Genomic DNA, 24,544 nt, shown 5'->3' with positions numbered 1-24,544 from the left:
GTTTTTACGTGTCGTTGGCTCGGAGATTTGTATTAGAGATAGGTTTTTACATGATTTTCACTGTGGCCTTTGTGATTCTGATGTGTGGTTTTAATGTTGTAATGGTGTGGCTTATGTGGTTTTATTATCACATGTTTCGTGGTGAGAAAACGCGTATGACACAGCTAAATGAAAATGTTGATGTGGTAGTTATCGGGGGCGGCGTAGTGGGATGCGCCGTTTTCCGACGTTTCACCCTGATGGGCGCGAAAACGCTATTGCTGGAGCGAGGCGGCGATATCTTGTCCGGTGCCAGCAAAGCCAACAGCGCGATCCTCCATACCGGTTTTGATGCGCCGACGGGAAGTCTGGAACTGCAGTGCATGCAGGCGGGTTACGACGAGTATCTGGCAATCCGGGAAAAGATGAACCTCCCGCTGTTGCAGACCACGGCCATCGTAGTGGCCTGGAACGAAGAACAGCTCGCGGCGCTGCCTGGCATAGTGAAACAGGCCCATGAAAATGGGGTGACGGACGTAGTGCAGATTTCGGCCGCCGAAGTTTATCAGCGTGAGCCAAAACTGGCGGAGGGTGCGCTGGGTGGAGTATGGGTTCCGGGCGAATATGTCATCGATCCCTGGAGCGCACCACTCGCTTACGTTACGCAGGCGGTGATGCACGGCGGGGCATACCGTTTTAACTGCGAAGTGACCAAGGCGACGCGCGACGAGCAAGGTTGGCTATTGCAGACCGACCAGGGCAGCGTACGCACTCGGCTGGTGATCAACTGTGCGGGTAACCATGGCGACCTGGTCGATGGCCTGTGGCGCAAACCGGATTATGAAATCCGCCCAAGGAAAGGGCAGTTTCTGGTCTATGACAAAGCCGCTGCGGCGGATATCAATGCCATTATCCTGCCGGTTCCGACGCCCACGACCAAAGGCGTGCTGCTGTGTCGAACCATTTTCGGCAATATGATCCTGGGCCCGACGGCTGAAGAGCAAACCGATCGTAACCGGGCCGATGTCGATGAGTCGGTGCTCAAAGGGCTGATTGAAAAAGGCAGTCGGATGTTGCCGACATTGACGCAATACAGCGTGACCGCCACCTACGCCGGGCTACGGCCGGCAACGGAAAAGAAAGAGTATCGAATTTATCACTACCCGCAGGAAAATTGGATCAGCGTAGGAGGGATCCGCTCCACCGGGCTGACCGCTGCGTTGGGGATTGCCGCCCATGTAGAAACGCTTTATCGCGACCATTTCAACCCACTATTTACGCATCAACCGCCCGCTGAACTCCAGTGGCCGGTGATGCCGATGCTGTCTGATTATCAGCCGCGCGATTATACCTGTTCGGGCAATGGCGGCATCGTGTGTCATTGCGAATTGGTCACGCGGCGCGAGCTGGAGGCGGCATTCCACTCGGCGGTTCCGCCTGAGTGTATCGGTGGTTTGCGTCGCCGCACCCGCGTCATGATGGGACGCTGCAACGGCTTTTTCTGCAGTAATCAGGTGGCCGAAATCGTGGGCGATCGTTTGGACAACACTCTGGTTGTTGGGAGGATGGAATGAGTCAGTCATATGACGTGATTATTATTGGTGCCGGGCCGGCCGGTTTGGCCGCCGCTCGTGCTTTATGGGATGAAGGCGTAAACCGCGTTCTGCTGTTGGAAAGGGAAAAGCAGGCGGGCGGCGTACCGCGCCATTGCCGTCATCCGACGTTCGGCATACAGACTTTTCACCGGCCGATGAAAGGGCACCTCTGGGCTGAACGCATACTGAGCCAGGTGGAAAACCATTGTGAAATCAGAACCGGCACCACGGTGGTAAATATCAAGCCCGGCGGTGAGGTGATCATCTCTGGCGATCGGGGCCTTGAAACCTTGCGTGCCAAACGCGTGATTATTGCCACGGGCGTACGCGAAACGCCGCGCCATGCCAGGCTGGTCAGCGGCGTAAGGCCTCAGGGGGTTCTGACTGCCGGGGCGTTACAGCAGTTTATCTATCTGAAAAAACTCAAGCCGGGCATTAAGCCGGTGATCATCGGGTCTGAGTTGGTCAGCTTTTCCACGATCTGGACGCTGCGCAATGCGGGCATCAAGGCGCTGGCTATGATCGATGAAAACACCCGGCCAACGGCGTTCCGCGTGGCCGCGTTATATGCCCGTCTTATGGGGGTTAAACTCCATCTGGGGGCGCATGTCACTCAAATCAACGGCGGCGAGCGGGTGGAAAGCATCGAATTTACCGCCGCAGACGGCAGCTCACAACGGCTGGCCTGCGACAGCATCATCTTTACCGGGCGCTTTACCGGCGAGTACACGCTGATCCGTAACAGCCATTTGGCCTATGAGCCTGAGACTGGCCGCCCATGGTTCGATCAGCACGGTCGCTGTTCCGATCCGGACTATTATGTCGCTGGTAATATGACCCACCCAGCCGATATGGGGGATCAGTGTTACCAGGAAGGGTTGCGCGTAGGCCAGAAGGTTGCACAATCTCTGCAACAGGATGACGCGCCGCGATTCAATGTTGCCATTCAACTGGATGAGGTATTCCGCCTTGCTGCGCCAAATCGGGTTTCCGTCTCAGCGCAGGCTGCGGATTGCGTCACGCTCAATGTCCGCGTTAACCGTTACCATAAAGGCGAGATTATCGTGCGCGATGGCGAGAAGGAGCTTTATCGCGGAACACACCGCTGTTTGCCTGAACGCCGTATTCTTCTGAAAAATATCGATATCTCTGGAGTGACCCCGGACAGTCAACTGACCGTGATTGCCCGATAGCGGTACTCCCCATCCAGCCAAGTGAAAAGCCTGCATATGCAGGCTTAGTTTATTCTGGTACCTAAGCGAGCTATTTGAATTCGTGCTCAACCTCGGACCACAGACTTACGCGTTGATTGTGCGACTGATAAAACTCAATCTCTCGTTTAATGCCTGCGCTTTTATCCCAGCCGGGAAGATCCAAAATAATCAACTCTTCCATCATGGCTAAGAACAGCGCGTCTACCGGCGCCCACATTTTACCAATCGCTGTTTTATCGGTGTTTTGCAGCTGTAAATTAATCGGGTGCGACATCGTGACCTGGCTGAAAACCGCATGGCCTGCCTCGATGATGTTGGCGGCAACCCTGTTGCAGGCGAGAAAACGCTCTTGTACTACGTTTTCATCGCTATGGCTGTAGGGGCAGGCAAGGAATATCTTACGCATGGAAAACCTCATAGGCTTAAAAGAAAGCCGTGCCTGGTGGCCAGGCACGGCGGGGGATAATCAGGGAATTAAACTGTCAGAGGAACGCTTGGCCTGGCGCTTTGCGCCGCCGCCTCTTCGAGCTCGTCGCGTTGCTCCATCCGTTGCGCTTCCGGTACGGAAATAAAGATTGCGATGGTTACGGCAATGGCGCCGGCAAGGAATTTGCCGACCATAATCGGCAGGACCAGGGTGGGCTGGAAGTTGGCGGTAAAGGCCAAGTGGTCGCCTAAGGTCGCCTGGGCGCAGATCCCAAAGGCCACGCACAGCACTTTGTCACGGGCGCGCATATCTTTGAACAGGTGATAAACGGCGATGATGTTGGCCAGCACCATGACCATGCCGATGGCTCCGGCGTCCGTGAGCCGAAGTTGTCGACCGATAAACTTCATCGGGCGCTGGCAATATTTTTGGAACAGGTAGCAAATCGGGAAGGTCCCCGCCAGCATGATGCCGATATAGCCGGCAATCTCGATCGCCCGATACAGTTCTTTTTCATCGGCGAAAAGTGGATCGAATACCCAGCCGCCAAAGACTTTGCTAAAGGCCCCGGTGAAGTGCTCAATGATGCAGGCAGCCAGCAGCATTTTGATAAAGGCATCCATAATCTTACCGAAGAACAGGAAGCATTTTACCATCCAGAGCGTGCGGTATTTCAGCCCTATTGCCAGCAGGATACAAAAGATGAACAGCGGGGAAAGCAGTTGCAAGGCATTGAAAAAGTCGATGCTTAAATAATGGTTGGCGGGGGACGCCGTAGAGATGATATCCCGTACCGGAATATTATTAAGCGTGATGATCATCAATGATATCAGCACGCCAAACGGGATGCTGATTAAGCCCGCCATGGCACCCAGCGCCAGATATTTGTGGTCTTTTTGTTGCAGCATGACCAGGCCGACCGGAATTAAATAAACGATGCTGGCCCCGGAGGTGTAGCCAATCAGCATGGCCGTGATCCACTGGTCGCGGTTGGCGGCAATGGCGTCCGCCAACTGATAGCCGCCCATATCAACGGCGATAATCGACAGGGCGGCAATGGACGCATCCGATCCCATAGATTGGAACAGGGGGCCGACGGTGTAGGTAATGACGTAGGAAAGAATGGGGATTGCCGCCATAATGCCGGCCTGGGCCAGAAATACCGGGCCAATGGAATGAATGCCATTGACGAACTCTTTGCCTAAGCCGCTTTCGGGTTTGACCACCGATGCCATGGCACCAAGCAGGGTTCCGGCCATAATGATATAGATAATGATGTTGCCAATCTCGGACATAATTGCCTCCACTTTCTTATTATTTATTCGCCGCGCAGGTTGCGGGAACGGGAAATAATGTCCTTATATTTTGCAAAATAAGGTGACAGATCGCGTTCCGCAGGCTCGGTGGTTGTTTGTTGTGTTCTGATGTTCATGGGGTGGGTGTTGCCTAAGCCCTTGCGAGCCAGCAAAGCGACACCCTGCGCGGTAATTTCCCGGTTGGCAGGGGTAACGATGCGCTTTTGGATCAAGCTGGCAAGGAACTGCTTAAAGTAGAGGTTCGCCGACAAGCCGCCGTCCACGGAGATGGTGTCGCCGATCGGGCGAACTTTGTCCATGGCGTAGATCACCTCGGCCGAGCGCATGGCGATCCCTTCAAGAATGGACTGCAGCATGTCTTTGCGTTCGGTTTCTAGCGACAGTCCGGCCCATAACCCGGCGGCCGAGCGATCCCAATAGGGGCAGCCCAAGCCGGAAAGTGCCGGGATAAAAGCCAACCCGCGAGCGATAGCCGGTTCTTCAGGGAAATCGGAGAACTCCTCGATATCGCTGTACAAGCCAATCTTTTTGGCCCAGTTAATGGCCGATGCCGCGTTATAGACGCCGCCATCCAGGCCATAGAGCGGGGGCTCGCCCGGTAATTTCCAGCACAGCGTCGGCAGCAGCCCCGAGCCCTGTGAATCAGGAACCTTGGTACCGGTAATCGATTGCAAAAATGCGCCGGTGCCGAAGGTGATTTTCATCTGGCCAGGTTGCAGACAACCGTGTCCATAGGTGCCGGCAAACTGATCGACGATACAGGCCGTCAGTGGCGTGGTATTACCGGCACAGTTTACGTCGCCAAAGTGACCGGTATTGTCGCGAATTTCAGGCAAGGCATCGATCGGGACGCCAAAAAGTCGACACAGTTCCTCGTCCCATTGCAGAGTATGAATATTGAACAGCGAGGTCCTTGAGGCCGAGTTGTAATCCGTGGCGTGGGTACCGCACAGGTGGAACATGAAAAAACTGTCCATGGTGCCGAGCCGCAGGTGGCCTCGACGGGAGAGTTCACGGGCGCCAGGCACATTGCGCATGATCCAGCCCAGTTTGCTCCCGGAAAAATAGGTATCCAGCGGCAGGCCGGTTTTTGCCCGAACGGTTTCTTCCATACCTTCATTGCGCAACTGACGAATGACGGATCCTGTACGCTGATCCTGCCAAATAATGGCGTTATAGAGCGGCAGGCCGCTCTGGGCATCCCAGGCGACGACGCTCTCGCCCTGGTGCGCCAGACCGATGGCATCCACCACCCCACACTGGCTAAGACAGGTGCGAATATTGCGCAGGATCTCCATGGGATCGTGTTCAACCCAACCAGGATTGGGCGTTAATTGTTTGTGCGCGATGGCGGCGGGGGAAAAATGTTTTCCATCCTCGCCGAACACCACGACGCGTGTTCCTGTTGTTCCTTGGTCAATGGCTGCATAGCGTTGATTCAGCATAAAGCCCTCAGGTCTATTTTGTGGTTTAGATGTTGTCATTGTGCCCGTTTATATTATTTAGTATCATTACTACACATTAAATCAACATCAAACTCACAATTTTCGATTTAATTGTGACCAATGTCTTGGTTTTAACTTCTGACAGTGTGGTTATGCTGTGGTTGTTGTGGTTTTTGCCCTGTGAAAAGTGAAATAGGCGGTTGCTTCACGTGAGGAGTTGGTAAACAATTGTCTACCAAGCAATTAAAACGTCATCTAAACCCACACTTTTTATAATGCTAAAGACAACATAATGGATCAGAAGATGGATTACTCAAACGCATTAGAACGAAGGAACATCATTCTCGAGAAGTTGAAAAATAGTGGGCAGGTGTTCGTCAATGAGTTGGCTGATGACTTTAATGTCTCGCAGGAAACCATCCGCAGAGACCTGAATAAGCTTGAAGAGCTGAAACACATCAAGAAAATCCATGGTGGGGCGGTCATAGCTCAATATGGGTTTGAGCTGGAGTTTAATCAGCGGGCCAGACTGGCCGAGGATGACAAAAAGGCCATTGCCATTAAAGCGGCCGAATTGATCAAGCCAGGGGACTCGCTTTTTATCGACTTCGGGACCACGACGCTGGAATTTGCCAAGCAGATTGCCGGGATTAACCAGCTTACCGTCATCACCAATTCTCCGGTGATCGCCAACCTGTTCCATGATAATTCAACGATTAACCTGATCCTGATTGGCGGGCAGTTCGGCCTGTCGAAAATGGAGTGCATTGGCCCGGTGGCATTGCAGGGGATCAGCGCTTTCTATGCGGATTATGCGGTCATCGGCGCCGGAGCGGTGAGCCCAAAGGCAGGGGTGATGGATCAGGATTTGAACGAGGCCGCCATTGCCCGTCAGATGATCAAAAACAGCAACAAAACCATTGTCCTTGCCGATGGACACAAGTTGAATAACCATGCGACAGGGCTGGTGGCAGAGTTAAAAGATATCTCGTGGTTGGTGACCAGCGATCCGGAGAAGAAACTGAAGAACCTGGTTTTCCCGGCAAATCTCCAGGTGATTGTGGCCTGAGGGGGTAAGCAACCCTGCCGGTCGCGATGATCGACAGGGTTATATGGATATCAGAAAGTTACTCTTTCCACAGGATGTGGCAAAGCTTGTGGTCTTTCTCGCGGCAGAGCAGTACGCGGGCAAAAACGTCATTGATCGGCTCGCCATCGCTGTCAGCCAGGCCAATCACTACCTCGGCAAAGAAATCCGGGTTCAGGTCAAAATCCACATGTTCCGACCAGTCTTCCGCAGGGTCATACAGTTCTGCGCCACCGCGCTCCTCAAACTGCAGATTGAACAGCAGAATATCCGCCGGATCCAGATTGTCGCCGGCCAGTTCCAGAAAGATGTCGTAAGCCTGTTCCAGCGTTTCGTCTTCAGTAAGGCGGTTATTCAAATCCATAATTAAATCCCGATCACAAATGATTTGGCGTTATTAAACCATGCCCGCTACGGCATTTATAGCAGCGGGCTGAAAAAGTAGAACAGGCGCTCGACAATCCGATGCCAGAATGGCCGTTTCTGCCACTCCTGGGCGTTCAGCAACTGCGAACGGGCAATGTAATCATCCTGCACACAGGCCAGATCGGTGCCGAAACCGTCATCGTCGATCACCAGCGTGATTTCGAAGTTCAGCCACAGGCTGCGCATGTCCAGGTTCACCGTACCCACCAGGCTGAGCTGACCGTCGACCAACACGCTTTTGGTATGCAGCAGACCGCCTTCGAACTGATAGATCCGCACGCCAGCTTCCAGCAGTTCGGAGAAGAATGAGCGGCTGGCCCAGCGTACCATCGTCGAGTCGTTGTCGCGTGGGACAATAATGCTGACTTCCACCCCGCGCAGGGCGGCGGTGCAGATAGCATGCAGCAGGTCGTCGCTTGGCACAAAGTAAGGCGTGGTCATGATCAGCTGTTCGCGCGCAGAGTAAACGGCCGTCAGCAGCGCCTGGTGGATCATCTCTTCAGGGAAGCCGGGGCCGGAAGCGATAACCTGGATGGTGTGGCCGCTTTCCTGTTCGAACGGCATGATATTGACGTCCGGCGGCGGCGGCAGAATACGTTTACCGGTTTCAATCTCCCAATCGCAGGCATAAACGATCCCCATGGTACTGGCGACCGGGCCTTCCATGCGCGCCATCAAATCGATCCATTGGCCGACGCCGGCATCCTGTTTGAAATAGCGCGGGTCCACCATGTTCATGCTGCCGGTGTAGGCAATATAGTTGTCGATCAACACCACCTTGCGGTGCTGGCGTAAATCCATTCGACGCAGGAACACGCGGAACAGGTTGACCTTGAGCGCCTCCACGACTTCGATACCGGCATTGCGCATCATGCCGGGATAGGGGCTGCGGAAAAACTGCAGGCTGCCGGCAGAATCCAGTAACAGTCGGCAGTGTACGCCGCGGCGCGCGGCGGCCATCAGCGACTCGGCGACCTGATCCACCAGCCCGCCGGGCTGCCAGATATAAAACACCATCTCTATATTATGACGAGCCAGCTCAATATCGCGGATCAGCGCTTTCAGCGTCGAGTCGGTGGTGGTGAGCAGTTGGAGTTGGTTACCCTTGACGCCATCAATGCCCTGACGGCGATCGCACAGTTGGAACAGGGGTCTGGCGACCTCACTGTACTCCGTGGCGAAGATCCGCTGGCTCTCTTTTAATTCGCTCAGCCAGCGTGCGGTAGAGGGCCACATGGCCTTGGCGCGTTCGGCGCGGCGCTTGCCCAGGTGCAATTCGCCAAAAGATAAATAAGCCACAATACCGAACAGCGGCAGAATGTAGATAACCAGCAGCCAGGCCATCGCAGAAGGTACGGCTCGGCGTTTCATCAGAATACGCAGGGTCACACCGGCGATAAGCAGCCAGTAACCAAACACCATGAGCCAACTGATTACGGTATAAAATGTTGTCATAAAGGCGAAAAATCCCGTTCGCAAACCACCAACGATGAGTGTACGCACAGAATGGTAAAGGGGAAACCTTTTCTCCGCCCTTATGTTGCAAAAATATGATTATCTTAAGGGACTTGCTGTAAACAAAAAGAGCATTTTAAGCTGCCAGTCGCGCCACCGAAACAGAGTGAAATACGGCAAGTTGTGGCTTGGATCGCACGGCGAAAGGGCTATAATGCCCGCCGTTGGCTTTTGACGAATGAGTAACGAAACGATGAGACGCAGTAGAAACGAAGTGGGCCGCTGGCGGATGTTGCGACAGAGCCAGCGCCGCAGGCATCGCTGGTTGGAACGCCAGTCATGCAGCAATCGGCATATCATTCGGGTGCGGCGTCGCCTGGACGATCAGCACCGACGTTCGTTGCTGTTTGTGGTGTCGTACGAGTGGTAAAACGAAAACAGTCCCTGAGGGGACTGTCAGATTATTGACAAAGGGGGAGAAAAGCGTGGTTTTTCCCCCTTTGTGTTATCAGCCGAAAATCAATAAATTGATTTTCCTGATTTATTTTCAAAATCTTTAGCGGCTGCCGCCAAACATTATATGTTTGTCAACGGCCTAACAGCCCCTGAGGGGACTGTTTTGTTAGCGCAGGCTGGGGTTATTTTCCCAGGTAGGCGTTAAGCATCCACACCTGTTTTTCCTGCTCTTTGATGTAGTCGCTCATCAGTGAAGCTGTCCCTTCATCACCGGCATCGGCGGCCAGCGTCAGCAGTTCACGCTGCTGCTGCAGCAGCACCGAATAGCCGTGCAACAAACCGCTTAGCGTGCCTTTATCGTCGGTGACGTTGGTGTCTTCCTTGATATCGGAAGTTTTCAGGTAATCGCTGAAGGCATGGCGAGGCTGCGAACCCAGAGTCAAAATACGCTCCGCCAGTTCATCAACCTTGGTCAGCAGGTCGTTATAAGTTTCTTCAAATTTGACGTGCAGCTCAAAGAAGTGCGGGCCGGAGATGTTCCAGTGGTAGCCGCGTACGTTCATATACAGCACCTGATAATTCGCCAGCAGCGCATTCAAGGCTTCCGAGAGTTTTGCCGATTGTTTGCTGTCCAGGCCGATATGGTTTTTCGCTGCTTTCTTCGTCGTTGCCATAATAATCTTCTCCTGATTATTTGATTCGATGATTTACACAATATCCATAACAAACACAGTAACCGGATTTATCGCAGGGTTAAAGACGATCAAAAGCATCAATACCATCGTCAAAACCAATATCGATAAATCCGCGAAGCAAATTGCCAAATCAGTTTAAGCAGAATGCGTTAACAACAACAGCAGCTTTCGACCATTACTTGCGCAATGCCATTTTTGCCACACCGGCGCCCAGTGCCATCAATACAGCGGCCGCAATCAGCACGACGATAAACGCGCGATCGAATGCCAGCCGCGCCAGCTGTTTAAGCTGCTCTGCCTGATCGGCAGCCAGATTGGCAGCCAGCCGCAGGGCTTCGTCGATACTGTCGTAGGCGATGTCACTCACCGGCAGACTCGCCGGCAGTTCCAGACTGTGGCTATAGATAGCGGTCATCAATCCGCCTAGCAGTGTGATACCCAGAACGCCGCCCAACTCATAGGACACATCTTCGATCGACGCGGCCATACCGGATTTTTCTTCCGGCGCATTTAGCATGATGGCGGTCGAGGCTGCCGTAATCACGCCCCCCAAGCCAAAACCGGCGATGAACAGACAAATCTGCTGCAGCACCAGGCTGCTCTGGTAAAGCAGGGCCAGGCCAGCGATGCCAAGGCCGGTCAGGATAAAGCCACCGAGGATCATGCTGCGCTCGCCGTAGCGTGGCAGCAGCAAGCCGGCCATGGGGCCAGCTAGCGCTGACGCCAGCGGAATAGGCAGAATAAACAGTGCGGCCTGCAACGGACTAAGTTCAAGGACCAGTTGCAGCCGCTGAGTCAGCACCAGTTCCACGCCGACCAACGCGATCATCGACACCAGCGCCACCCCGACGCCGCCGGCAAACAGCCGATTTTTAAACAATGTGAAGTCTATCATCGGGCTGCGGCTCTGCCGTTGGCGGCGGACAAAACGCCAAAGTGAGAAAATGCCGACAGCAGCGGCAATGGCCATTGCGCTAAAGGAGGGAGACGCCTTGCTTAACTCTTTCAATGCATAAATGCAGCCCACCAGACCGGCCATGATTTGCACTGAGCCGATGATATCGTAAGGAGACTTATTTTCGCCGCCACAGTGGGGGATCAACCGCCAAGCCAGGGGAAGCACCACCATCACCACGGGAACGTTGATCAAAAACACCGAGCCCCACCAGAAATACTCCAGCAGTACGCCGCCAACCACCGGCCCAATGGCAGCCCCGCCAGAGGCCACGGCCGCCCAGATGCCAATTGCCAGCGCGCGCTCACGCTCATCAGTAAAGACATGACGGACAATGGACAGGGTAGCCGGCATCATCATCGCGGCGCCTACCGCAAGGAAGACGCGGGCGGCGATCAGCCATTCGGCCGAGGGAGAAAAGGCTGCACAAAGAGAGGCGACGGCAAATACCGGCAACCCGGCAATAAACAACCGCTTGTGGCCGAGGCGATCGCTCAACATGCCGGCACCGGGCAGCAAACCGGCGACCACCAGTGGGTAGGCATTGACGATCCATAATTTTTGCGAGGCGCTGGCATCCAGCGCCAGGGTCAGCCGTGGCAAGGCGGTGTAAAGTACCGTCATGTCGATAATAATCAAAAATAGCGCGCTGGAAATCATTGCCAGGATCAACCAGCGGTTGTTTACGTGCATAATATTATTCCAAAAAAACAAGCGACGCGGGTGCGTGGCTTTCAGGTTACCGCTCGGGATTGCCGGGTGGTATACTGGCGTAATATATATCCATACGTATGTATTGAAAAGAGGGTTTCTCAATGGGACGTCAACGCAGCATCGATCGTGACAAGGTTCTGGACGTGGCCGAAGAGATTGTCGCCACGCAGGGCGCCGCCGGGCTGACCATTGATTCCGTCGCCAGAGCCATGGGGATTTCCAAAGGTGGGGTGCAGTATTGCTTTGGCAGCAAAGACGCGTTGATTGATGCGATGTTCGATCGCTGGGGGAAGGCCTATGAAAGAGTCTTTGACGAGATTGCTGGCGAAAATCCCTCGGCCAGCACGACTGTTAAGGCGCATTTGCAGGCAACCAGGAGCTCCGATCAGGCCTCCAGCGCCAAGGCGGCGGGGCTGATGGCAACCTTGATCCAAACGCCGGAGCATCTGGACAGCACGCGCGAATGGTACCGTAGTCGGATCGTCGGACTGGATTTAGCCACTGAGGAAGGCAAGCGCGCGCGGCTGGCATTTTTGGCCACCGAAGGGGCATTTATGCTGCGTTACTTTGGCTTGATGGAGATTGACCCGGCTGAGTGGGATGCCATGTTTGCGGATATGCAGACATTGATTTTGCAAAACGCGGCGAGTCGCTGAACATCAAGAGAAGTTTCCACGCGGGGGCTAAAAATAAGCGGCTCAGGCTTTGCCTATCACACCGATAGATGGCGAATTCAACGGGGAAGGGAGTATGTTTATCAAACAAGATATTCCCTCGAAGAACCCTTTAGCCAGCCACTCCGTGCTGGCTTTTTTTTTGTCTGCGATTTAACGGGGGGAGGCTAAATGGCTAAAATCAAATTACCCTATTAGTGACGCTGGTGCTGCCAGTCATAACAACCCACCGCGGCGAAAAAGCAGCGGGTTGCCATTAACGCTAGAACACTTGTTTGAAGGGTTTTACCGTCACATCGGCATAAACTCCAGCTGCGACGTAGGGATCTTGTTCCGCCCAGGCTTGTGCGTCCGCCAGCGAGGCGAACTCTGCAATAACGGTGGAGCCGCTGAAACCGGCGCTGCCCGGATCGTTGCTGTCGATGGCGGGGTTGGGGCCGGCAACCACTAAACGGCCTTCATCACGCAGTGCCTGCAGGCGCGCCAGGTGTGCGGGGCGCACCGACAGGCGGTTTTCCAGTGAGTTGGGGACGTCTTGCGCGTAGATCAGATAAAGCATGTTTCACCTTTAAAATCATTGCTATAGAACGGTAAATTTAAAGTAACGCAAAAGACGAGACAAGGGAATGCCCGCCCGCTGGAATTTAGCCACGGCTGGCGCTTATGCCTTGAAGCCGCTAGTGTTTATTCGTATAGTGCGGCCGCGCGATTCATTGGACAAGGTTTGTGAGGTAGAGAAATGACGGAACTGGTTAGAGAGAAACTCAACTTGCCTGAGGGCAAAAGCAAACTGCTGCTGCACTCCTGCTGTGCTCCCTGTTCCGGTGAGGTGATGGAAGCCATTCAGGCCTCCGGTATCGAGTACGCCATTTTCTTCTATAACCCGAACATCCATCCGCAAAAGGAATATCTGCTGCGCAAAGACGAGAACATCCGTTTTGCCGAGCAGCACGGCGTCCCCATTATTGACGCCGATTACGATACTGATAACTGGTTTGCCCGCGCCAAAGGGATGGAGCATGAACCCGAGCGCGGCATCCGTTGCACCATGTGCTTCGACATGCGTTTTGAACGTACCGCGCTGTATGCGCACGAAAATGGTTATGACACCATCTCCAGTTCGCTGGGCATCTCCCGCTGGAAGAACATGCAGCAAATCACCGACTGTGGCGTGCGTGCGGCAGAAAAATATCCGGATCTCGAGTATTGGGATTACAACTGGCGTAAAAAAGGCGGCGCGTCGCGAATGATCGACATCAGCAAGCGCGAGCGCTTCTACCAGCAGGAATATTGTGGGTGCGTTTATTCACTTCGTGACACCAACCTGCACCGCAAAGCTCAGGGCCGACCGCTGATCAAACTGGGCGTGCTGTATTACGGCGATGAAGAATAACGCCACATTGATGAAGAATAACCCGCTACGGCGGGTTTTTTGGTTTTGGCGGCGGTAAATCAGGTTAATGAAGCGTGTAAAAGCCTCAGTGAAAAGGCAAATGAAAGGTTAATATCCCCATGAGTTTGCAGGTTTTAGCGATGAATAACGACGATTAGAGCGATAGTTTGCCATTCGTTATTGAATATGATTGCTATTTGCATTTAAACTTGGCGAACCAGAGGAAACAGAATCATTATGCCGCTAAAAAAGATGTTCCTTAATCGCCGTTTGTCCGTGCCGATTGTCCTGTCCGTTGGCTTACATAGCGCCCTGGTGGCGGGTCTGCTCTATGCTTCTGTCAAAGAAGTCATGGAGTTGCCGAAACCTGAAGATGCGCCAATCAGCGTCATGATGGTCAATACCGCCGCGATGGCGGAGCCGCCACCTCCGGCGCCGGCCGAGCCGGAGCCAGAACCGCAGGTGGAGCCTGAACCCGAGCCGGAACCGGAACCGATCCCGGAGCCGCCACCGAAGGCAATACTGAAACCTGAGCCGGTAAAACCTAAGCCGAAGCCAAAACCTAAGCCTAAGGTCGAAAAAACGGTCAAGCGTGAACCGCAAAAAACTGAGCCGCGTGAGCCTTCGCCGTTTGAAAATAAAGAGCCGGCCAAGCCCATCGACAAAGCGCCAGTGAAGCAGGGGCCGGCAGCGCCGGTTCAAGGGAATTCGCGTGATGTGGGGCCGAGACCAATCAGTCGCGCCGATCCGATTTATCCGCCACGCGCCAGAGCATTGCAGATTGAAGGCAATGTACGAGTGCAGTTCGATATCGACAGCGACGGCCGTGTGAGTAACGTGCGCATCCTGTCTGCGGAACCCCGCAATATGTTTGAGCGTGAGGTGAAACAGGCATTACGTAAGTGGCGTTATGAAGCCAAAGAAGCGAAAGATCGTACCGTGAATATTCGCTTTAAAATTAACGGCACCACGGAAATGGACTGACCGGCAGGTTAGGGTTAATTAAAGACAAGGGTCGCTTCGGCGGCCCTTTTTGCTGTCTGAAATTCAGTATGCGTACCTTCCTTCGGCAATACGCCTTATTAACACTAAAAGGTGTAACGATAAACCTTAATGAGTTCTGCTATAGAAAACCTGACTCACTACCTTTGAGAGTTAAACTCACATCCTATCCTCACATTCTGAGCAAAAGCCGATCGTTATCTCACTTTACGCAACATTAACGCTTATTTAACTTAATTGTGAACCCGATCACTTCAACTTCCCGCCACATAAAACAAAATAAAACGGTGTAACGTTAAACCTTTTCGGGGAAAACCATGAGTTCTTACCAAGCCAGCTTACTGTCTGTCTCATTTATGACCTATATGGTGATGGCCGGTCTCCTCACTCAGATAGGTATTGTCATTAAACCGATGTCTGTTTATCTGGGTATGGGCATCACGGACGCCGCAGCGATGTTTTCTTACCTGACCGGCGGCACGCTTTTGGGAACGTTTATCTCGATGGTGGTGTATTCCCGATTTGAGATCCGCCATATCCTGCGCATCACCTACGCCATTTTTCTGATTGTGCTGGCCGCGTTGGTGTTTCTGGATGTCAGAAATCCGTTTGTCGTCTCAGGCTATCTTTTTATTCTGGGCACCTGCTGCGGCACCGGCTTGTCGGGCGGCGCGGTGCTTATCTCCAAGGTTTTCAACGAAAACAAACGCGCCTCTGCCTTTATCGCCACTGATTGTGCTTTTAGCGCCTCCGGTTTTATCTTTCCCTCGATGGCGACGATGATCATCGCCGCCAATATGCAATGGACCACCGCCTACGGATTGGCGGGCGTGATTGCCGCGCTGGTGTTTATCAGCACCTTTGTTTTGCGCTATCCCAAAGAGGATCTAGCCGAAAGCCGTGATGGTGATGCTAACGCCAATAATCGTGGTTTTAACTTCCGAGAGATCATGACTCCCAGAGTGGTTTTAATGGGGTTCGCGCTCTGTGTCTATCTGTTCGCCCAGAGCACTTTCCTGACCTGGTCGCCCAGCTATCTGCAGCAGGCGTTTGGTTTGTCAGCGGCGCAGTCCGGTGCGGCCGTAGGCAACTATTGGGGGCCATCCGTGTTTGGTTTGATCACCGCGGCCGTGTTGGTGAACAGGATCCCGGCGCGGAAAATGCTGGTGGCAGTCTCTCTCATCGCCATTGTGCTGACCTTTTACTTAAGCATGACCCCCAGTCCGAAAGTGTTCCTGACCCTCACCCTCGGCTTCGGTTTCCTGACCTCGTGCGTTTATAAATTAGGCATTTCCGTTGGCTCTCAACAGGTTAAGAATTCCCCGGCGGTGCTGGTCACCTTCTTACTGACGTGCGGGACGGTCGGCAGCACGGTTTCACCGGCCTTGTCTGCCGCCATAGTCGAAAGGTTCGGCGTGGCCAGTGCGATGTTGATGACGGCGCTGGGCTTTACCACCGTGAGTATGGCCATCGTTGCCTGTCTGCTGCTTGAGAAGATTGAAAACACCAAATCCACAAAGGAAATATATTCATGAAGAAAAAAGTCATTTTTGATACGGACCCCGGTATTGATGACAGCATGGCGATACTGCTGGCGCATGCCAGCGAGCAGATAGAACTGGTGGGGATCACCACGGTTTTTGGCAATGCCACTATCGAGAATGCCACAAGAAATGCGTTGTATATCAAGCAGAAGTTTGGTCTGACAGCGGATGTTGCCATGGGCGCAGATACCCCGCTGGTTGTCGCGGCAGGTGAACCAACCACCTTTGTGCATGGGCACAATGGTTTGGGCGATATCGATATCCCCGCAGGGGATTATCGGGGCATCGATAAGCGAGCGGCCCATGATTACATTATCGACACCCTAAAAGCCCATCCTGGCGAAATCACGCTTATCGCCGTAGGCAGGCTGACCAATCTGGCCCTGGCAGTTGAAAAGGACCCCAGCATTGCCGGCCTGGTCAAAGAGGTGATTATCATGGGCGGGGCATTTGGTCATCACGGCCACAGCGGCAATGTGACCCCCTTTGCGGAAGCCAATATTATCGGTGACCCGCATGCGGCCGACAAAGTGATGACCACTGACTGGCCGGTGACTGTCGTTGGGCTGGACGTTACTCAGCAAACGGTAATGACTGGCGAATATATTGATCGACTACGCCGGGATTCAGCCCGCTACGGTGAATTCATTTATCGGATAACGCGTTTTTATGCTGATTTTCATCAACGGGAAGTGGGTATGGAAGGGTTTTATGTGCACGACTCTTCGGCCATTGCCTATGCGATTGCCCCTGAGCTGTTCGACGTCAAAGTCGGCGCGATACGGGTCATTACCGAAGGGCCCGCCATTGGACATACCCTGCTTAAAGAGGGGGTAAAACGTTATCCGATTGATGAGTGGAGTGGGAAACCGCAGCAACGTGTATGCGTTCAGGTTGATCACCAGGGGGTGCTTGACCTTTATATGGCGACGATGGTGGAGAGAGGGGCCCTTTAGTTTCTGTAACTTACTTGCCGAAATCGACGGGCTCACTGACCGATCCCCGGACAGCCAGGCTGGGCGTTATGGATATGATGGCTTTACTCCCTGGGGTGGACATTTTCATGGTCAGCCCTTCCAGGGCCTGGGAAGCAATGTCGTCCAACGGAATGCGAACCGTCGTGAGTGACGGGAAAGACAACAGGGACATTTCTATATCATCATAGCCCATGACCGAAAGCTCTCTGGGGATCTTCAGGCCCAGCTCGTTCGCCGCATTTTGTACGCCAATGGCCATTAAATCGTTATGACATATAATGGCCGTCGGTAGCGCCGCGGAGGAAAAAAGCTGATACATGGCGTCAACGCCGCTCTGATAGGTGTAGTTTCCTTCGATATAGTCGACAGAGTCTTCAGGCAGGTTAAATTCCCCCAGAGCTTTTTTCAGACCGGCGATACGGTTTGTCGTGGTCTTTAACGCTTTGGGGCCGGTCACACAGGCAATTTTTTTGTGCCCTTTGGACAGCAAGAACCTTCCGGCTATGTAGCCGCCAGTCTCATTATGTAAATTGAACTCTGTCCCGCCGCACAAACTCATCACATCACCGATATCGAAAGCGATAGCCACCACCGGCACCGCATGGATCTGTTTGATTACGGTATCAATCTTGTCACGTTTCAACGAGATGAGGATGATGCCGTCCACGCGGCCCGACATTAAATTAATGTAGGTGTGCAAATCCTCTTTATCGGCATGGCGGAAGCAGGAGATAACGGTAAAGTCCTGCTTGAAGCATTCATTTTCCAGCTTGAAAAACAGCTCGGAGAAAAAGGGGTTTTGGTCGACGATCGAAATGATGCCAATGCTTTTTAAACTGGCGGCGTTTTTCTTGAGTGAGGCGGCCAAGGCATTGTGTCGGTAGCCGGTAGCTTGAATGGCTTCCAGAATGTTCTGCCGGGTATCATCTTTGAGCTTTTTTTTATTATTAATAAAATTAGATACGGTCGTTACAGAGACACCGGCATGGAGTGCAACGTCTTTAAGGGTAGCCATTCTCTACTTATAACCTCAATTTTATGCCACAAGATGAATTGATAGGCGGAGCACTGACCAAGATACCGACAGGCCGACTCGGGTGTCCCACGTCGTGAGGGTACCCGGTTGATTATACACAAGCAAAATCAAGATACAGGCCTTTAACCGCCAAAAGGCGTTATTGAAACTTGATGATTAACCTGCGGCAATAAAAAAGCCCGATGGGATGCATCGGGCTAATTGAAAACGAATTTTGTCGCTACGGCTTATTCGTCGAAACCTACACGGAAATTCATTTTGCCGTCGGGCAGGGCTCGCGAATTGCCCTCGTCGTCCACCGCGACATAGGTAAATACTGCCTCGGTTGCGCGGTAACGCTGGCCTATCGGGGCGGAGGACACTTTCTTGACCCACACTTCGATATTGATGGTGATAGAGCTGCGGCCGGTACGGATACAGTGCGCATAGCAACATACCACATCACCTACGGCGACAGGTTTCAGGAAGGTCATACCATCGACGCGAACTGTTACTACGCGCCCCTCGGCAATTTCTTTTGCCTGAATAGCGCCGCCGATGTCCATCTGCGACATCAGCCAGCCGCCAAAAATATCACCGTTGGCATTGGTATCTGCCGGCATCGCCAGCGTGCGCAGCACCATTTCGCCACTGGGTAAAGGTCGTTGTTGAGTCATAGCTGTCTGCTTATCAAAGAAGGGATTTCACTATACTGCCCGTAGCAAGCACTACGGGCATTAACAATTTTGTAACTATTTTTTCTGTTCTTCCGGCATGTGCCGATAAATATAAACGCCGCTGAGCAAGGTAAATACCAGCGTCAGCGCCGTCAGGCCGAACACTTTAAAGTTGACCCAAACGCTTTGAGGCAGCCAGAAAGCGACGTAGATGTTCGCCAGGCCGCAGACCAGGAAGAACACCGCCCAGGCCAGATTAAGGTTGTTCCAGACTTTATCCGGCAGTGTCAGCTCTTTTCCCAGCATCCGCTGCACCAACGGCTTCTTGAGTACCAGTTGACTGATCAGCAGTGCCAGCGCGAACAGCGTGTAGATGATCGTTACTTTCCATTTGATAAACAAATCGTTATGGAACACCAATGTCAGGGTGCCGAACACCAGCACCATCAGGAAGGTGATCAGCGTCATCTTCTCGATTTTGCGGTATTTGAACCAGGTGAACACCAGCGCCAGGGCGGTGGCGACAATCAGTGCGCCAGAAGCCACGTAAATATCGTAGAGCTTATAAAATGCAAAAAAGACAATTAGCGGGAGGAAATCAAGAAACTGCTTCATAAATCAATCCATCATCTGTTCATCGGCCGACTATACCGGATTTGGCGGGTTCTGTGTACCGCTGGGAAGCGCTGATTATCGGCGTTTGGCCAGCGGATTTCCGCCGTGAAAGCAGGAATTTGCATAAACTTACGATTGAGGTCGCGAGTTCGCGGCGGGCGGATTGCCAGCGCGGCATTGGCATCGCATGATATGCCCAATAATAGCCGGATAATTTATAACGGAAAACAGGTTATGCAGTGGAAATCTCTCCAGGCGCTCACGCCCGGTTTGACGCATTTATTAGGGTATCAACGCAGTTGGCTTAAACCGGACATTCGTGCCGGCCTTTCCGTTGCCGCCGTAGCATTGCCGGTGGCAATTGCCTATGCCGAATTGGCCGGGGTTAGCCCGGTAGTGGGGCTTTACTCCTGTATTTTGCCGATGGTTGCCTATGCCTTTTTCGGTTCTTCACGCCAGCTGATTGTCGGGCCGGATGCCGCAACCTGCGCGGTCATTGCCGCGGTGGTGACGCCGCTGGCGGCGGGCAATATGGAGCGCCACTGGCAGCTTACCATCATGATGACGGCGATGATGGGCGCCTGGTGTCTGTTGGCCAGTCGTTTCAAACTGGGGGCGCTTGCCGACTTGCTCTCCCGGCCGATACTCAGTGGGCTGCTCAACGGTGTGGCAATTACCATCATGGTCGATCAGATTGGCAAAGTGCTCGGCTTTGGCGTGCATCCGGCACAGTTGATTGAGCGAATCTATGCTTTACCTAGCAATCTGATGCACAGCGATGTCTTGACCATGGCGGTTTCACTGCTGACCCTGGTTACGTTGATCGGGTTCAAAAAGTGGCGGCCTAACTGGCCGGCGCCGCTGTTTGCCATCGTTTTGGCGACCTTTGTTACCTGGGCGGGTGGGCTGCAGCAGCACGGCGTAGTGACGGTAGGCGGTTTTAGCGGCGTATTGCCGATAGTGCAGTGGCCGGATTTCCAGCCGGGTTTGCTGCGCGATATGGTGATCCCGGCGCTTAACCTGGCGGTCGTGAGCTTCGTCAGCATGATGCTGACCGCCCGCAGCTTTGCCGCCAAGAACGGTTATGAGGTGAATGCAGACGCGGAATTCCGGGCACTGGGACTGGTGAATATTGTTTCGGCGTTATCGCAGGGGTTCGCCATCAGCGGGGCGGATTCGCGCACGGCTGTCAATGACGCCAACGGTGGCAAGAGTCAGCTGGTTTCGATCATTGCGGCGGGGGTGATTGCCTTCGTATTGCTGTTCCTGATGGCTCCGTTGCAATTTATTCCGGTGGCAGGGCTGGGGGTGGTACTGATGTACGCCGCCTGGTCGCTGTTGGATATTCGCGGCATCTGGATCATGCGGCGTCGCAATGCGCAGGCCTTCAGGTTGGCGATGTTTACCTTCCTTTGTGTACTGCTGGTGGGGGTGATCAGCGGCATTGGTCTGGCGGTGTTACTGGGGCTAATGCAGTTCTTGCGCACGGTATTCCGCCCGACGGAGCAGCTGTTGGGCGTCAATGACGAAGGCATGATCCACTCGATGGGCAACAATAACGGCATCAAGGCGGTACCTGGCGTGATGATGTACCGTTTCAACTCGCCGCTGACCTATTTCAACGTGGCGTATTTCAAACGGCGGATCCTGAACCTGGTCGATGGCACGCCGTTTCAGCCGCGTTGGGTGGTGGTGGACGCCGTTGCCAGCTTTACCCACGCCGACATCAGCGTATTGGCGGCAATCGATGAACTGAAACGTGACTTGTTACAGCGTAACGTTAAGCTGGTGTTGGCGGGAAGACGAACCGAACTGACGCGCTGGTTCCGCATCAACCGGGTGGGGCGCGATCGGGAGTTAATACTGGTACCGGATTTGTACCTGGCGCTGAAGCTGATCCAAAGCAAGGAGCAGGCGGAGCCGCCCACCATCCCATAAACCAAAAGGCACGCCGAAGCGTGCCTTATTTGCATCCTGTCGCAAGATTAGCTGCGCAGCAGCATATACAGGCGGAACAGGTAAATCAGCAACAGGGCGGAAACCAGGTTGCTCAGCGCCGTCAGCACCACGCTGGCGACGTTCGGGGTCAGCACCGACAGGTGGCTCACCATAAACAGCACCAGCAGCTTGGCCGCCAGCCACAGCATCATTGCCGGAACAATCACGCGCGCATTGGCGAAAGCCAGTTTGCAGCTCAGTTTGATCGAAGCGAATACGCCTTTCTTGTCGGCAGTGGTGATCACCGGTGCCAGCGAGAAGGCGATCGCCATGATCACACCCGGCACGACAAACAGCGTCAGGCCCAGCTGGATCAGCAGCGTGCAAATAAACAGCAGCAGCAGCAAACGCGGCAATTCCGGCGCGGAAGCGCCAATAGCACGCAGGGCGCTCAGGCGCTGGCCCTGAGAAACCAGGCGAACCAGCGTCAACATCCCGCCTACCAGCAGCACGTTACCCACTAACGCGGAGAAAGTGGCGGCGGCTGATACCTTCAATAACACCATCTGCTGCTCAGGCGTCATTTGTTGAATGATTTCCTGGATCCCCATACCGGCGGATGCAGCAAAGTCACCTTCCGTTGCGCTCAGGATCTTCAACTGCTCGATGTCAGGGCTGAAAACCTGATTGAGTAGCACAGAGATGAACGCGGTCAACAGCGCCAGTATCAGGATACTGGCCAGTTGGTTACGGAAAAAATTAAAACTGTCACGGTACAACGTGTTGGCCGTGATGGGCATGCAGACTCCTTGGCATCGAGAAACAGAGATAAATCAAAATCAGTGGGCGATTGTACCCTGTTCCACGTCGCTGTGGCACCCCGCGAATTGCACTACGGCTATTTCTTCGTCGATCCTCTCGTTCGGCAAAGGCAGCGGTAGAGGAACCGGCAATGGCGGCAGGCCATAACGTTCGCGAGCGCGGTCGCATGCTTCGTTACGCAGGCCATTCTCTCCCGACTGATCGAACTCACGGCAGGGGCTGGGGCGATTAAGATAAATAGAACAGGAAACCGCTTTGCCGATTTCGCCGTCGAGTGCGGTGCAGCGTGGTGACTTGCTGTTGGTCCCCTGCATACAGCGCAGGAAGGGGGTTAACGGCTCTGTTAGGGATAAAGGAACCACGCCGCCGCCATCTTCCGCTTCGGCCCAATAGAATGACACTCGAAAATAGCCGCAGCATGCGCCGCAACTGACACAGGGATTTTGAATTTCGCTCATCTTGATTGCCCGCCGACTCCTTACGACACCAACCAAAACCAACACGGAAGATGAAATTACGCAGCGGCGTTTTTTTTAGCAACTGAAATTTGAACATGTAAATAATTTGCAACAAAAAGCGTTTTTTGATTCAGATCAATTCTCGATTTATTAGTCTCTTAGGTAACCTTGTTTTTAGTAGGAATTAAAATTTTTACACATAAGATGTGATCTCGATGGGATCATAAATACCCGTAAGTAGGTATATTCCCCTTGGATGATAACCACACAAATGGAATGGATAATGAAAAAGACAACTCTGGTGGTATTGGCGGCGATGATGGCCCCTATGTTGGCAAGTGCGCATCAGGCAGGCGATTTTCTTTTCCGTGCAGGTTCTGCGACCGTACGACCAAATGCCGGATCGGATGATGTACTTGGGCAGGGCTCATTCAGCGCCAATAATAACACCCAGCTTGGCCTGACCTTCGGCTATATGGTTACGGACAATATTGGTGTCGAACTGCTGGCCGCAACGCCGTTTCGCCACAAGGTGGGCTTGAACGGTTCCGCCGTGAACGGTGATATCGCTACGGTGCACGACTTACCGCCGAGCCTGATGGCGCAGTATTACTTTGGCGACAAGCAGGACAAACTGCGTCCGTATCTGGGCGTGGGGGTTAACTACACCACCTTCTTCGATGAAAAATTCAACGACAACGGCAAAGATGCCGGGTTGAGCAACCTGAGTTTAAAAGACTCCTGGGGCGTAGCCGCGCAGGCGGGGCTGGATTACAACCTGGATGAGCACTGGATGCTGAACATGTCAGTCTGGTGGATGAACATCGAAACCAAAACGCGCTTTGACGATGCGGCCGGTAATCACCACAGTATCGACACTCGCTTGGATCCATGGGTGTTCATGTTCGGGGCTGGTTATCGTTTCTGATAGCGGTGAAACAGGGAGGCGCATACAGCGCCTCCGCTTTTTTACTTGATCTGCATGACGTTCTCGACGGATTTCACACCCGCTACGCCACGAGTTACCTGTACTGCACGGTTGGCATCGGCGCTCGAGGTAACAAAGCCGCTCAATTGCACACGACCTTTAAAGGTCTCGACGCTGATTTCGGTAGATTTGATGGTTTTATCCGCCAGCAGCGCTGACTTCACCTTGGTCGTCACTACCGTGTCATCAATATAACCGCCAGTCCCTTCAGATTTCGCTGTTGGCGCGCAGGCACTCACTGCGAATGCCACAACGGCAGCCATGCACAAGACCGAAAGGGTTTTAAATAGCTTCATAAATTACTCTCCATGCAATGTTATTGTTGAAACTACATTCGGGTTTTCACCTGAAGACGTAGCGCACCCCTAAAAAATAAAGAAATGCCCGACGCGCAACGCTAAGTGTGAGACAAGAATTGGGTTTGTTCAAACTTTAGATGTAAAAAAAATTGCACAACTTTGAGGGTAAACAAGATGTTATCGGCGGGCGCAATCTTCTTCACCCCCCCGTTTAGCCCTTTTCCCCGGGTGGCCCTTTTCTTTTACGCGTAAAAATCCCCCGTTTTTGCCGCATTTTTTTCGGATTGGCTTTTTTTTTCTTCGTAATTTTTACGATTGCCCGACCCGGTATTTCACCCGCCGCCCCCGCTTGCACCCCATCTCCTACCTGCGCCCGTT

At 53.3% G+C, this 24,544-nt stretch carries 25 protein-coding genes; 11 read left to right on the top strand and 14 right to left on the bottom strand.

Annotation, left to right across the window (positions count from 1 at the left end):
- The first annotated feature begins 155 nt into the window (after positions 1–155).
- Both H5P17_RS24890 and H5P17_RS24885 read left to right on the top strand, forming a co-directional pair.
- Entirely contained in the window at positions 156–1,553 is a 1,398-nt protein-coding gene (locus H5P17_RS24890) for an NAD(P)/FAD-dependent oxidoreductase (RefSeq protein WP_182825698.1), read from the top strand.
- Positions 1,550–2,767, top strand: coding sequence for an FAD-dependent oxidoreductase (locus tag H5P17_RS24885; protein WP_182825697.1), 1,218 nt, complete (start codon positions 1,550–1,552; stop codon positions 2,765–2,767). Before H5P17_RS24890 ends, H5P17_RS24885 begins: the two co-directional genes overlap by 4 nt.
- A gap of 70 nt (positions 2,768–2,837) precedes the next feature.
- On the opposite strand, the gene H5P17_RS24880 is transcribed toward H5P17_RS24885, so the two are convergent.
- The 3 genes from H5P17_RS24880 to H5P17_RS24870 form a co-directional block, all read right to left on the bottom strand.
- Positions 2,838–3,194 (bottom strand): DUF1937 family protein, encoded by a 357-nt coding sequence (locus H5P17_RS24880; RefSeq protein ID WP_182825696.1) that lies wholly within the window; start codon positions 3,192–3,194, stop codon positions 2,838–2,840.
- A gap of 68 nt (positions 3,195–3,262) precedes the next feature.
- A complete protein-coding gene (eutH, locus tag H5P17_RS24875) occupies positions 3,263–4,510 on the bottom strand; it encodes an ethanolamine utilization protein EutH (protein WP_182825695.1) in 1,248 nt (415 codons plus the stop codon).
- 23 nt (positions 4,511–4,533) lie between these two features.
- Positions 4,534–5,976 (bottom strand): glycerol kinase, encoded by a 1,443-nt coding sequence (locus H5P17_RS24870; RefSeq protein ID WP_182825694.1) that lies wholly within the window; start codon positions 5,974–5,976, stop codon positions 4,534–4,536.
- A gap of 304 nt (positions 5,977–6,280) precedes the next feature.
- On the opposite strand from H5P17_RS24870, the gene H5P17_RS24865 reads away from it, so the two are divergent.
- Positions 6,281–7,045 (top strand): DeoR/GlpR family DNA-binding transcription regulator, encoded by a 765-nt coding sequence (locus H5P17_RS24865; protein ID WP_044551705.1) that lies wholly within the window; start codon positions 6,281–6,283, stop codon positions 7,043–7,045.
- A gap of 58 nt (positions 7,046–7,103) precedes the next feature.
- Here the strand turns inward: H5P17_RS24865 and H5P17_RS24860 are convergent, their stop codons facing one another.
- A complete protein-coding gene (locus tag H5P17_RS24860; RefSeq protein WP_004945300.1) occupies positions 7,104–7,427 on the bottom strand; it encodes an HI1450 family dsDNA-mimic protein in 324 nt (107 codons plus the stop codon).
- 56 nt (positions 7,428–7,483) lie between these two features.
- The gene (cls, locus tag H5P17_RS24855) at positions 7,484–8,944 is read right to left on the bottom strand and encodes a cardiolipin synthase (protein WP_044551700.1); all 1,461 of its coding nucleotides are present in this window, start codon (positions 8,942–8,944) and stop codon (positions 7,484–7,486) included.
- Between the two features lie 253 nt (positions 8,945–9,197).
- Here cls and H5P17_RS24850 point away from each other — a divergent pair, with 253 nt between their 5' ends.
- Positions 9,198–9,374, top strand: coding sequence for a YciY family protein (locus H5P17_RS24850; protein ID WP_071827036.1), 177 nt, complete (start codon positions 9,198–9,200; stop codon positions 9,372–9,374).
- A 208-nt stretch (positions 9,375–9,582) separates the two neighbouring features.
- Here the strand turns inward: H5P17_RS24850 and H5P17_RS24845 are convergent, their stop codons facing one another.
- Both H5P17_RS24845 and H5P17_RS24840 read right to left on the bottom strand, forming a co-directional pair.
- Positions 9,583–10,074 carry a Dps family protein gene (locus H5P17_RS24845; RefSeq protein ID WP_020827174.1) on the bottom strand — a complete coding sequence of 164 codons (492 nt, stop codon included), beginning with the start codon at positions 10,072–10,074 and terminating at the stop codon, positions 9,583–9,585.
- 196 nt (positions 10,075–10,270) lie between these two features.
- The gene (locus H5P17_RS24840; protein WP_182825693.1) at positions 10,271–11,743 is read right to left on the bottom strand and encodes an MFS transporter; all 1,473 of its coding nucleotides are present in this window, start codon (positions 11,741–11,743) and stop codon (positions 10,271–10,273) included.
- A gap of 122 nt (positions 11,744–11,865) precedes the next feature.
- Here H5P17_RS24840 and H5P17_RS24835 point away from each other — a divergent pair, with 122 nt between their 5' ends.
- Positions 11,866–12,420: a TetR/AcrR family transcriptional regulator gene (locus H5P17_RS24835; protein ID WP_044551693.1), complete on the top strand. Its 555-nt coding sequence runs from the start codon at positions 11,866–11,868 to the stop codon at positions 12,418–12,420.
- 280 nt (positions 12,421–12,700) lie between these two features.
- On the opposite strand, the gene H5P17_RS24830 is transcribed toward H5P17_RS24835, so the two are convergent.
- Complete coding sequence (locus H5P17_RS24830; protein WP_012145411.1) at positions 12,701–12,997, bottom strand: YciI family protein; 297 nt, start codon at positions 12,995–12,997, stop codon at positions 12,701–12,703.
- A 180-nt stretch (positions 12,998–13,177) separates the two neighbouring features.
- Here H5P17_RS24830 and H5P17_RS24825 point away from each other — a divergent pair, with 180 nt between their 5' ends.
- The 4 genes from H5P17_RS24825 (at position 13,178) to H5P17_RS24810 (ending at position 17,333) form a co-directional block, all read left to right on the top strand.
- Positions 13,178–13,831 carry an epoxyqueuosine reductase QueH gene (locus H5P17_RS24825; protein WP_020827168.1) on the top strand — a complete coding sequence of 218 codons (654 nt, stop codon included), beginning with the start codon at positions 13,178–13,180 and terminating at the stop codon, positions 13,829–13,831.
- Positions 13,832–14,068: 237 nt separating this feature from the next.
- A complete protein-coding gene (tonB, locus tag H5P17_RS24820) occupies positions 14,069–14,815 on the top strand; it encodes a TonB system transport protein TonB (RefSeq protein WP_044551690.1) in 747 nt (248 codons plus the stop codon).
- Positions 14,816–15,150: 335 nt separating this feature from the next.
- Positions 15,151–16,368 carry an MFS transporter TsgA gene (gene tsgA / locus H5P17_RS24815; RefSeq protein WP_182825692.1) on the top strand — a complete coding sequence of 406 codons (1,218 nt, stop codon included), beginning with the start codon at positions 15,151–15,153 and terminating at the stop codon, positions 16,366–16,368.
- Complete coding sequence (locus H5P17_RS24810; RefSeq protein WP_182825691.1) at positions 16,365–17,333, top strand: nucleoside hydrolase; 969 nt, start codon at positions 16,365–16,367, stop codon at positions 17,331–17,333. The genes tsgA and H5P17_RS24810 overlap by 4 nt, the downstream gene beginning before the upstream one ends.
- 10 nt (positions 17,334–17,343) lie before the next feature.
- On the opposite strand, the gene H5P17_RS24805 is transcribed toward H5P17_RS24810, so the two are convergent.
- The 3 genes from H5P17_RS24805 to H5P17_RS24795 all read right to left on the bottom strand — a co-directional run bounded on the left by H5P17_RS24805 (position 17,344) and on the right by H5P17_RS24795 (position 19,661).
- Positions 17,344–18,369 (bottom strand): LacI family DNA-binding transcriptional regulator, encoded by a 1,026-nt coding sequence (locus H5P17_RS24805; protein WP_182825690.1) that lies wholly within the window; start codon positions 18,367–18,369, stop codon positions 17,344–17,346.
- 248 nt (positions 18,370–18,617) lie between these two features.
- Positions 18,618–19,046: an acyl-CoA thioester hydrolase YciA gene (gene yciA, locus H5P17_RS24800; RefSeq protein ID WP_020827163.1), complete on the bottom strand. Its 429-nt coding sequence runs from the start codon at positions 19,044–19,046 to the stop codon at positions 18,618–18,620.
- A 75-nt stretch (positions 19,047–19,121) separates the two neighbouring features.
- A complete protein-coding gene (locus tag H5P17_RS24795; protein ID WP_044551680.1) occupies positions 19,122–19,661 on the bottom strand; it encodes a septation protein A in 540 nt (179 codons plus the stop codon).
- 234 nt (positions 19,662–19,895) lie between these two features.
- On the opposite strand from H5P17_RS24795, the gene H5P17_RS24790 reads away from it, so the two are divergent.
- Positions 19,896–21,599, top strand: coding sequence for a SulP family inorganic anion transporter (locus H5P17_RS24790; RefSeq protein WP_182825689.1), 1,704 nt, complete (start codon positions 19,896–19,898; stop codon positions 21,597–21,599).
- 47 nt (positions 21,600–21,646) lie between these two features.
- On the opposite strand, the gene H5P17_RS24785 is transcribed toward H5P17_RS24790, so the two are convergent.
- On the bottom strand, positions 21,647–22,399 hold the full coding sequence (locus H5P17_RS24785) for a YciC family protein (protein WP_044551674.1): 753 nt from the start codon (positions 22,397–22,399) through the stop codon (positions 21,647–21,649).
- Positions 22,400–22,438: 39 nt separating this feature from the next.
- Positions 22,439–22,879, bottom strand: coding sequence for a YkgJ family cysteine cluster protein (locus H5P17_RS24780; protein ID WP_044551671.1), 441 nt, complete (start codon positions 22,877–22,879; stop codon positions 22,439–22,441).
- A gap of 283 nt (positions 22,880–23,162) precedes the next feature.
- On the opposite strand from H5P17_RS24780, the gene ompW reads away from it, so the two are divergent.
- Positions 23,163–23,807 carry an outer membrane protein OmpW gene (ompW, locus tag H5P17_RS24775; protein WP_020827158.1) on the top strand — a complete coding sequence of 215 codons (645 nt, stop codon included), beginning with the start codon at positions 23,163–23,165 and terminating at the stop codon, positions 23,805–23,807.
- 41 nt (positions 23,808–23,848) lie between these two features.
- On the opposite strand, the gene H5P17_RS24770 is transcribed toward ompW, so the two are convergent.
- Positions 23,849–24,163, bottom strand: coding sequence for a BON domain-containing protein (locus tag H5P17_RS24770; RefSeq protein WP_020827157.1), 315 nt, complete (start codon positions 24,161–24,163; stop codon positions 23,849–23,851).
- Between the last annotated feature and the right edge of the window lie 381 nt (positions 24,164–24,544).

The sequence above is a fragment of the Serratia sp. OS31 genome, assembly GCF_014164835.1.
GTDB lineage: Bacteria > Pseudomonadota > Gammaproteobacteria > Enterobacterales > Enterobacteriaceae > Serratia > Serratia liquefaciens_A.
This window is presented reverse-complemented; position numbering and strand designations above follow the sequence as displayed.

Bases quoted from the DNA above. Each gene is read 5' to 3' on its own strand.
- H5P17_RS24805 (WP_182825690.1), bottom strand. From the start codon at position 18,369: ATGGCTACCCTTAAAGACGTTGCACTCCATGCCGGTGTCTCTGTAACG.
- eutH (WP_182825695.1), bottom strand. From the start codon at position 4,510: ATGTCCGAGATTGGCAACATCATTATCTATATCATTATGGCCGGAACC.
- H5P17_RS24870 (WP_182825694.1), bottom strand. From the start codon at position 5,976: ATGCTGAATCAACGCTATGCAGCCATTGACCAAGGAACAACAGGAACA.
- H5P17_RS24880 (WP_182825696.1), bottom strand. From the start codon at position 3,194: ATGCGTAAGATATTCCTTGCCTGCCCCTACAGCCATAGCGATGAAAAC.
- H5P17_RS24790 (WP_182825689.1), top strand. From the start codon at position 19,896: ATGCAGTGGAAATCTCTCCAGGCGCTCACGCCCGGTTTGACGCATTTA.
- H5P17_RS24885 (WP_182825697.1), top strand. From the start codon at position 1,550: ATGAGTCAGTCATATGACGTGATTATTATTGGTGCCGGGCCGGCCGGT.
- H5P17_RS24780 (WP_044551671.1), bottom strand. From the start codon at position 22,879: ATGAGCGAAATTCAAAATCCCTGTGTCAGTTGCGGCGCATGCTGCGGC.
- cls (WP_044551700.1), bottom strand. From the start codon at position 8,944: ATGACAACATTTTATACCGTAATCAGTTGGCTCATGGTGTTTGGTTAC.
- H5P17_RS24795 (WP_044551680.1), bottom strand. From the start codon at position 19,661: ATGAAGCAGTTTCTTGATTTCCTCCCGCTAATTGTCTTTTTTGCATTT.
- H5P17_RS24830 (WP_012145411.1), bottom strand. From the start codon at position 12,997: ATGCTTTATCTGATCTACGCGCAAGACGTCCCCAACTCACTGGAAAAC.
- H5P17_RS24865 (WP_044551705.1), top strand. From the start codon at position 6,281: ATGGATTACTCAAACGCATTAGAACGAAGGAACATCATTCTCGAGAAG.
- H5P17_RS24825 (WP_020827168.1), top strand. From the start codon at position 13,178: ATGACGGAACTGGTTAGAGAGAAACTCAACTTGCCTGAGGGCAAAAGC.
- tsgA (WP_182825692.1), top strand. From the start codon at position 15,151: ATGAGTTCTTACCAAGCCAGCTTACTGTCTGTCTCATTTATGACCTAT.
- H5P17_RS24770 (WP_020827157.1), bottom strand. From the start codon at position 24,163: ATGAAGCTATTTAAAACCCTTTCGGTCTTGTGCATGGCTGCCGTTGTG.
- H5P17_RS24860 (WP_004945300.1), bottom strand. From the start codon at position 7,427: ATGGATTTGAATAACCGCCTTACTGAAGACGAAACGCTGGAACAGGCT.
- H5P17_RS24840 (WP_182825693.1), bottom strand. From the start codon at position 11,743: ATGCACGTAAACAACCGCTGGTTGATCCTGGCAATGATTTCCAGCGCG.
- H5P17_RS24785 (WP_044551674.1), bottom strand. From the start codon at position 22,399: ATGCCCATCACGGCCAACACGTTGTACCGTGACAGTTTTAATTTTTTC.
- ompW (WP_020827158.1), top strand. From the start codon at position 23,163: ATGAAAAAGACAACTCTGGTGGTATTGGCGGCGATGATGGCCCCTATG.
- H5P17_RS24890 (WP_182825698.1), top strand. From the start codon at position 156: ATGACACAGCTAAATGAAAATGTTGATGTGGTAGTTATCGGGGGCGGC.
- tonB (WP_044551690.1), top strand. From the start codon at position 14,069: ATGCCGCTAAAAAAGATGTTCCTTAATCGCCGTTTGTCCGTGCCGATT.
- yciA (WP_020827163.1), bottom strand. From the start codon at position 19,046: ATGACTCAACAACGACCTTTACCCAGTGGCGAAATGGTGCTGCGCACG.
- H5P17_RS24810 (WP_182825691.1), top strand. From the start codon at position 16,365: ATGAAGAAAAAAGTCATTTTTGATACGGACCCCGGTATTGATGACAGC.
- H5P17_RS24845 (WP_020827174.1), bottom strand. From the start codon at position 10,074: ATGGCAACGACGAAGAAAGCAGCGAAAAACCATATCGGCCTGGACAGC.
- H5P17_RS24835 (WP_044551693.1), top strand. From the start codon at position 11,866: ATGGGACGTCAACGCAGCATCGATCGTGACAAGGTTCTGGACGTGGCC.
- H5P17_RS24850 (WP_071827036.1), top strand. From the start codon at position 9,198: ATGAGACGCAGTAGAAACGAAGTGGGCCGCTGGCGGATGTTGCGACAG.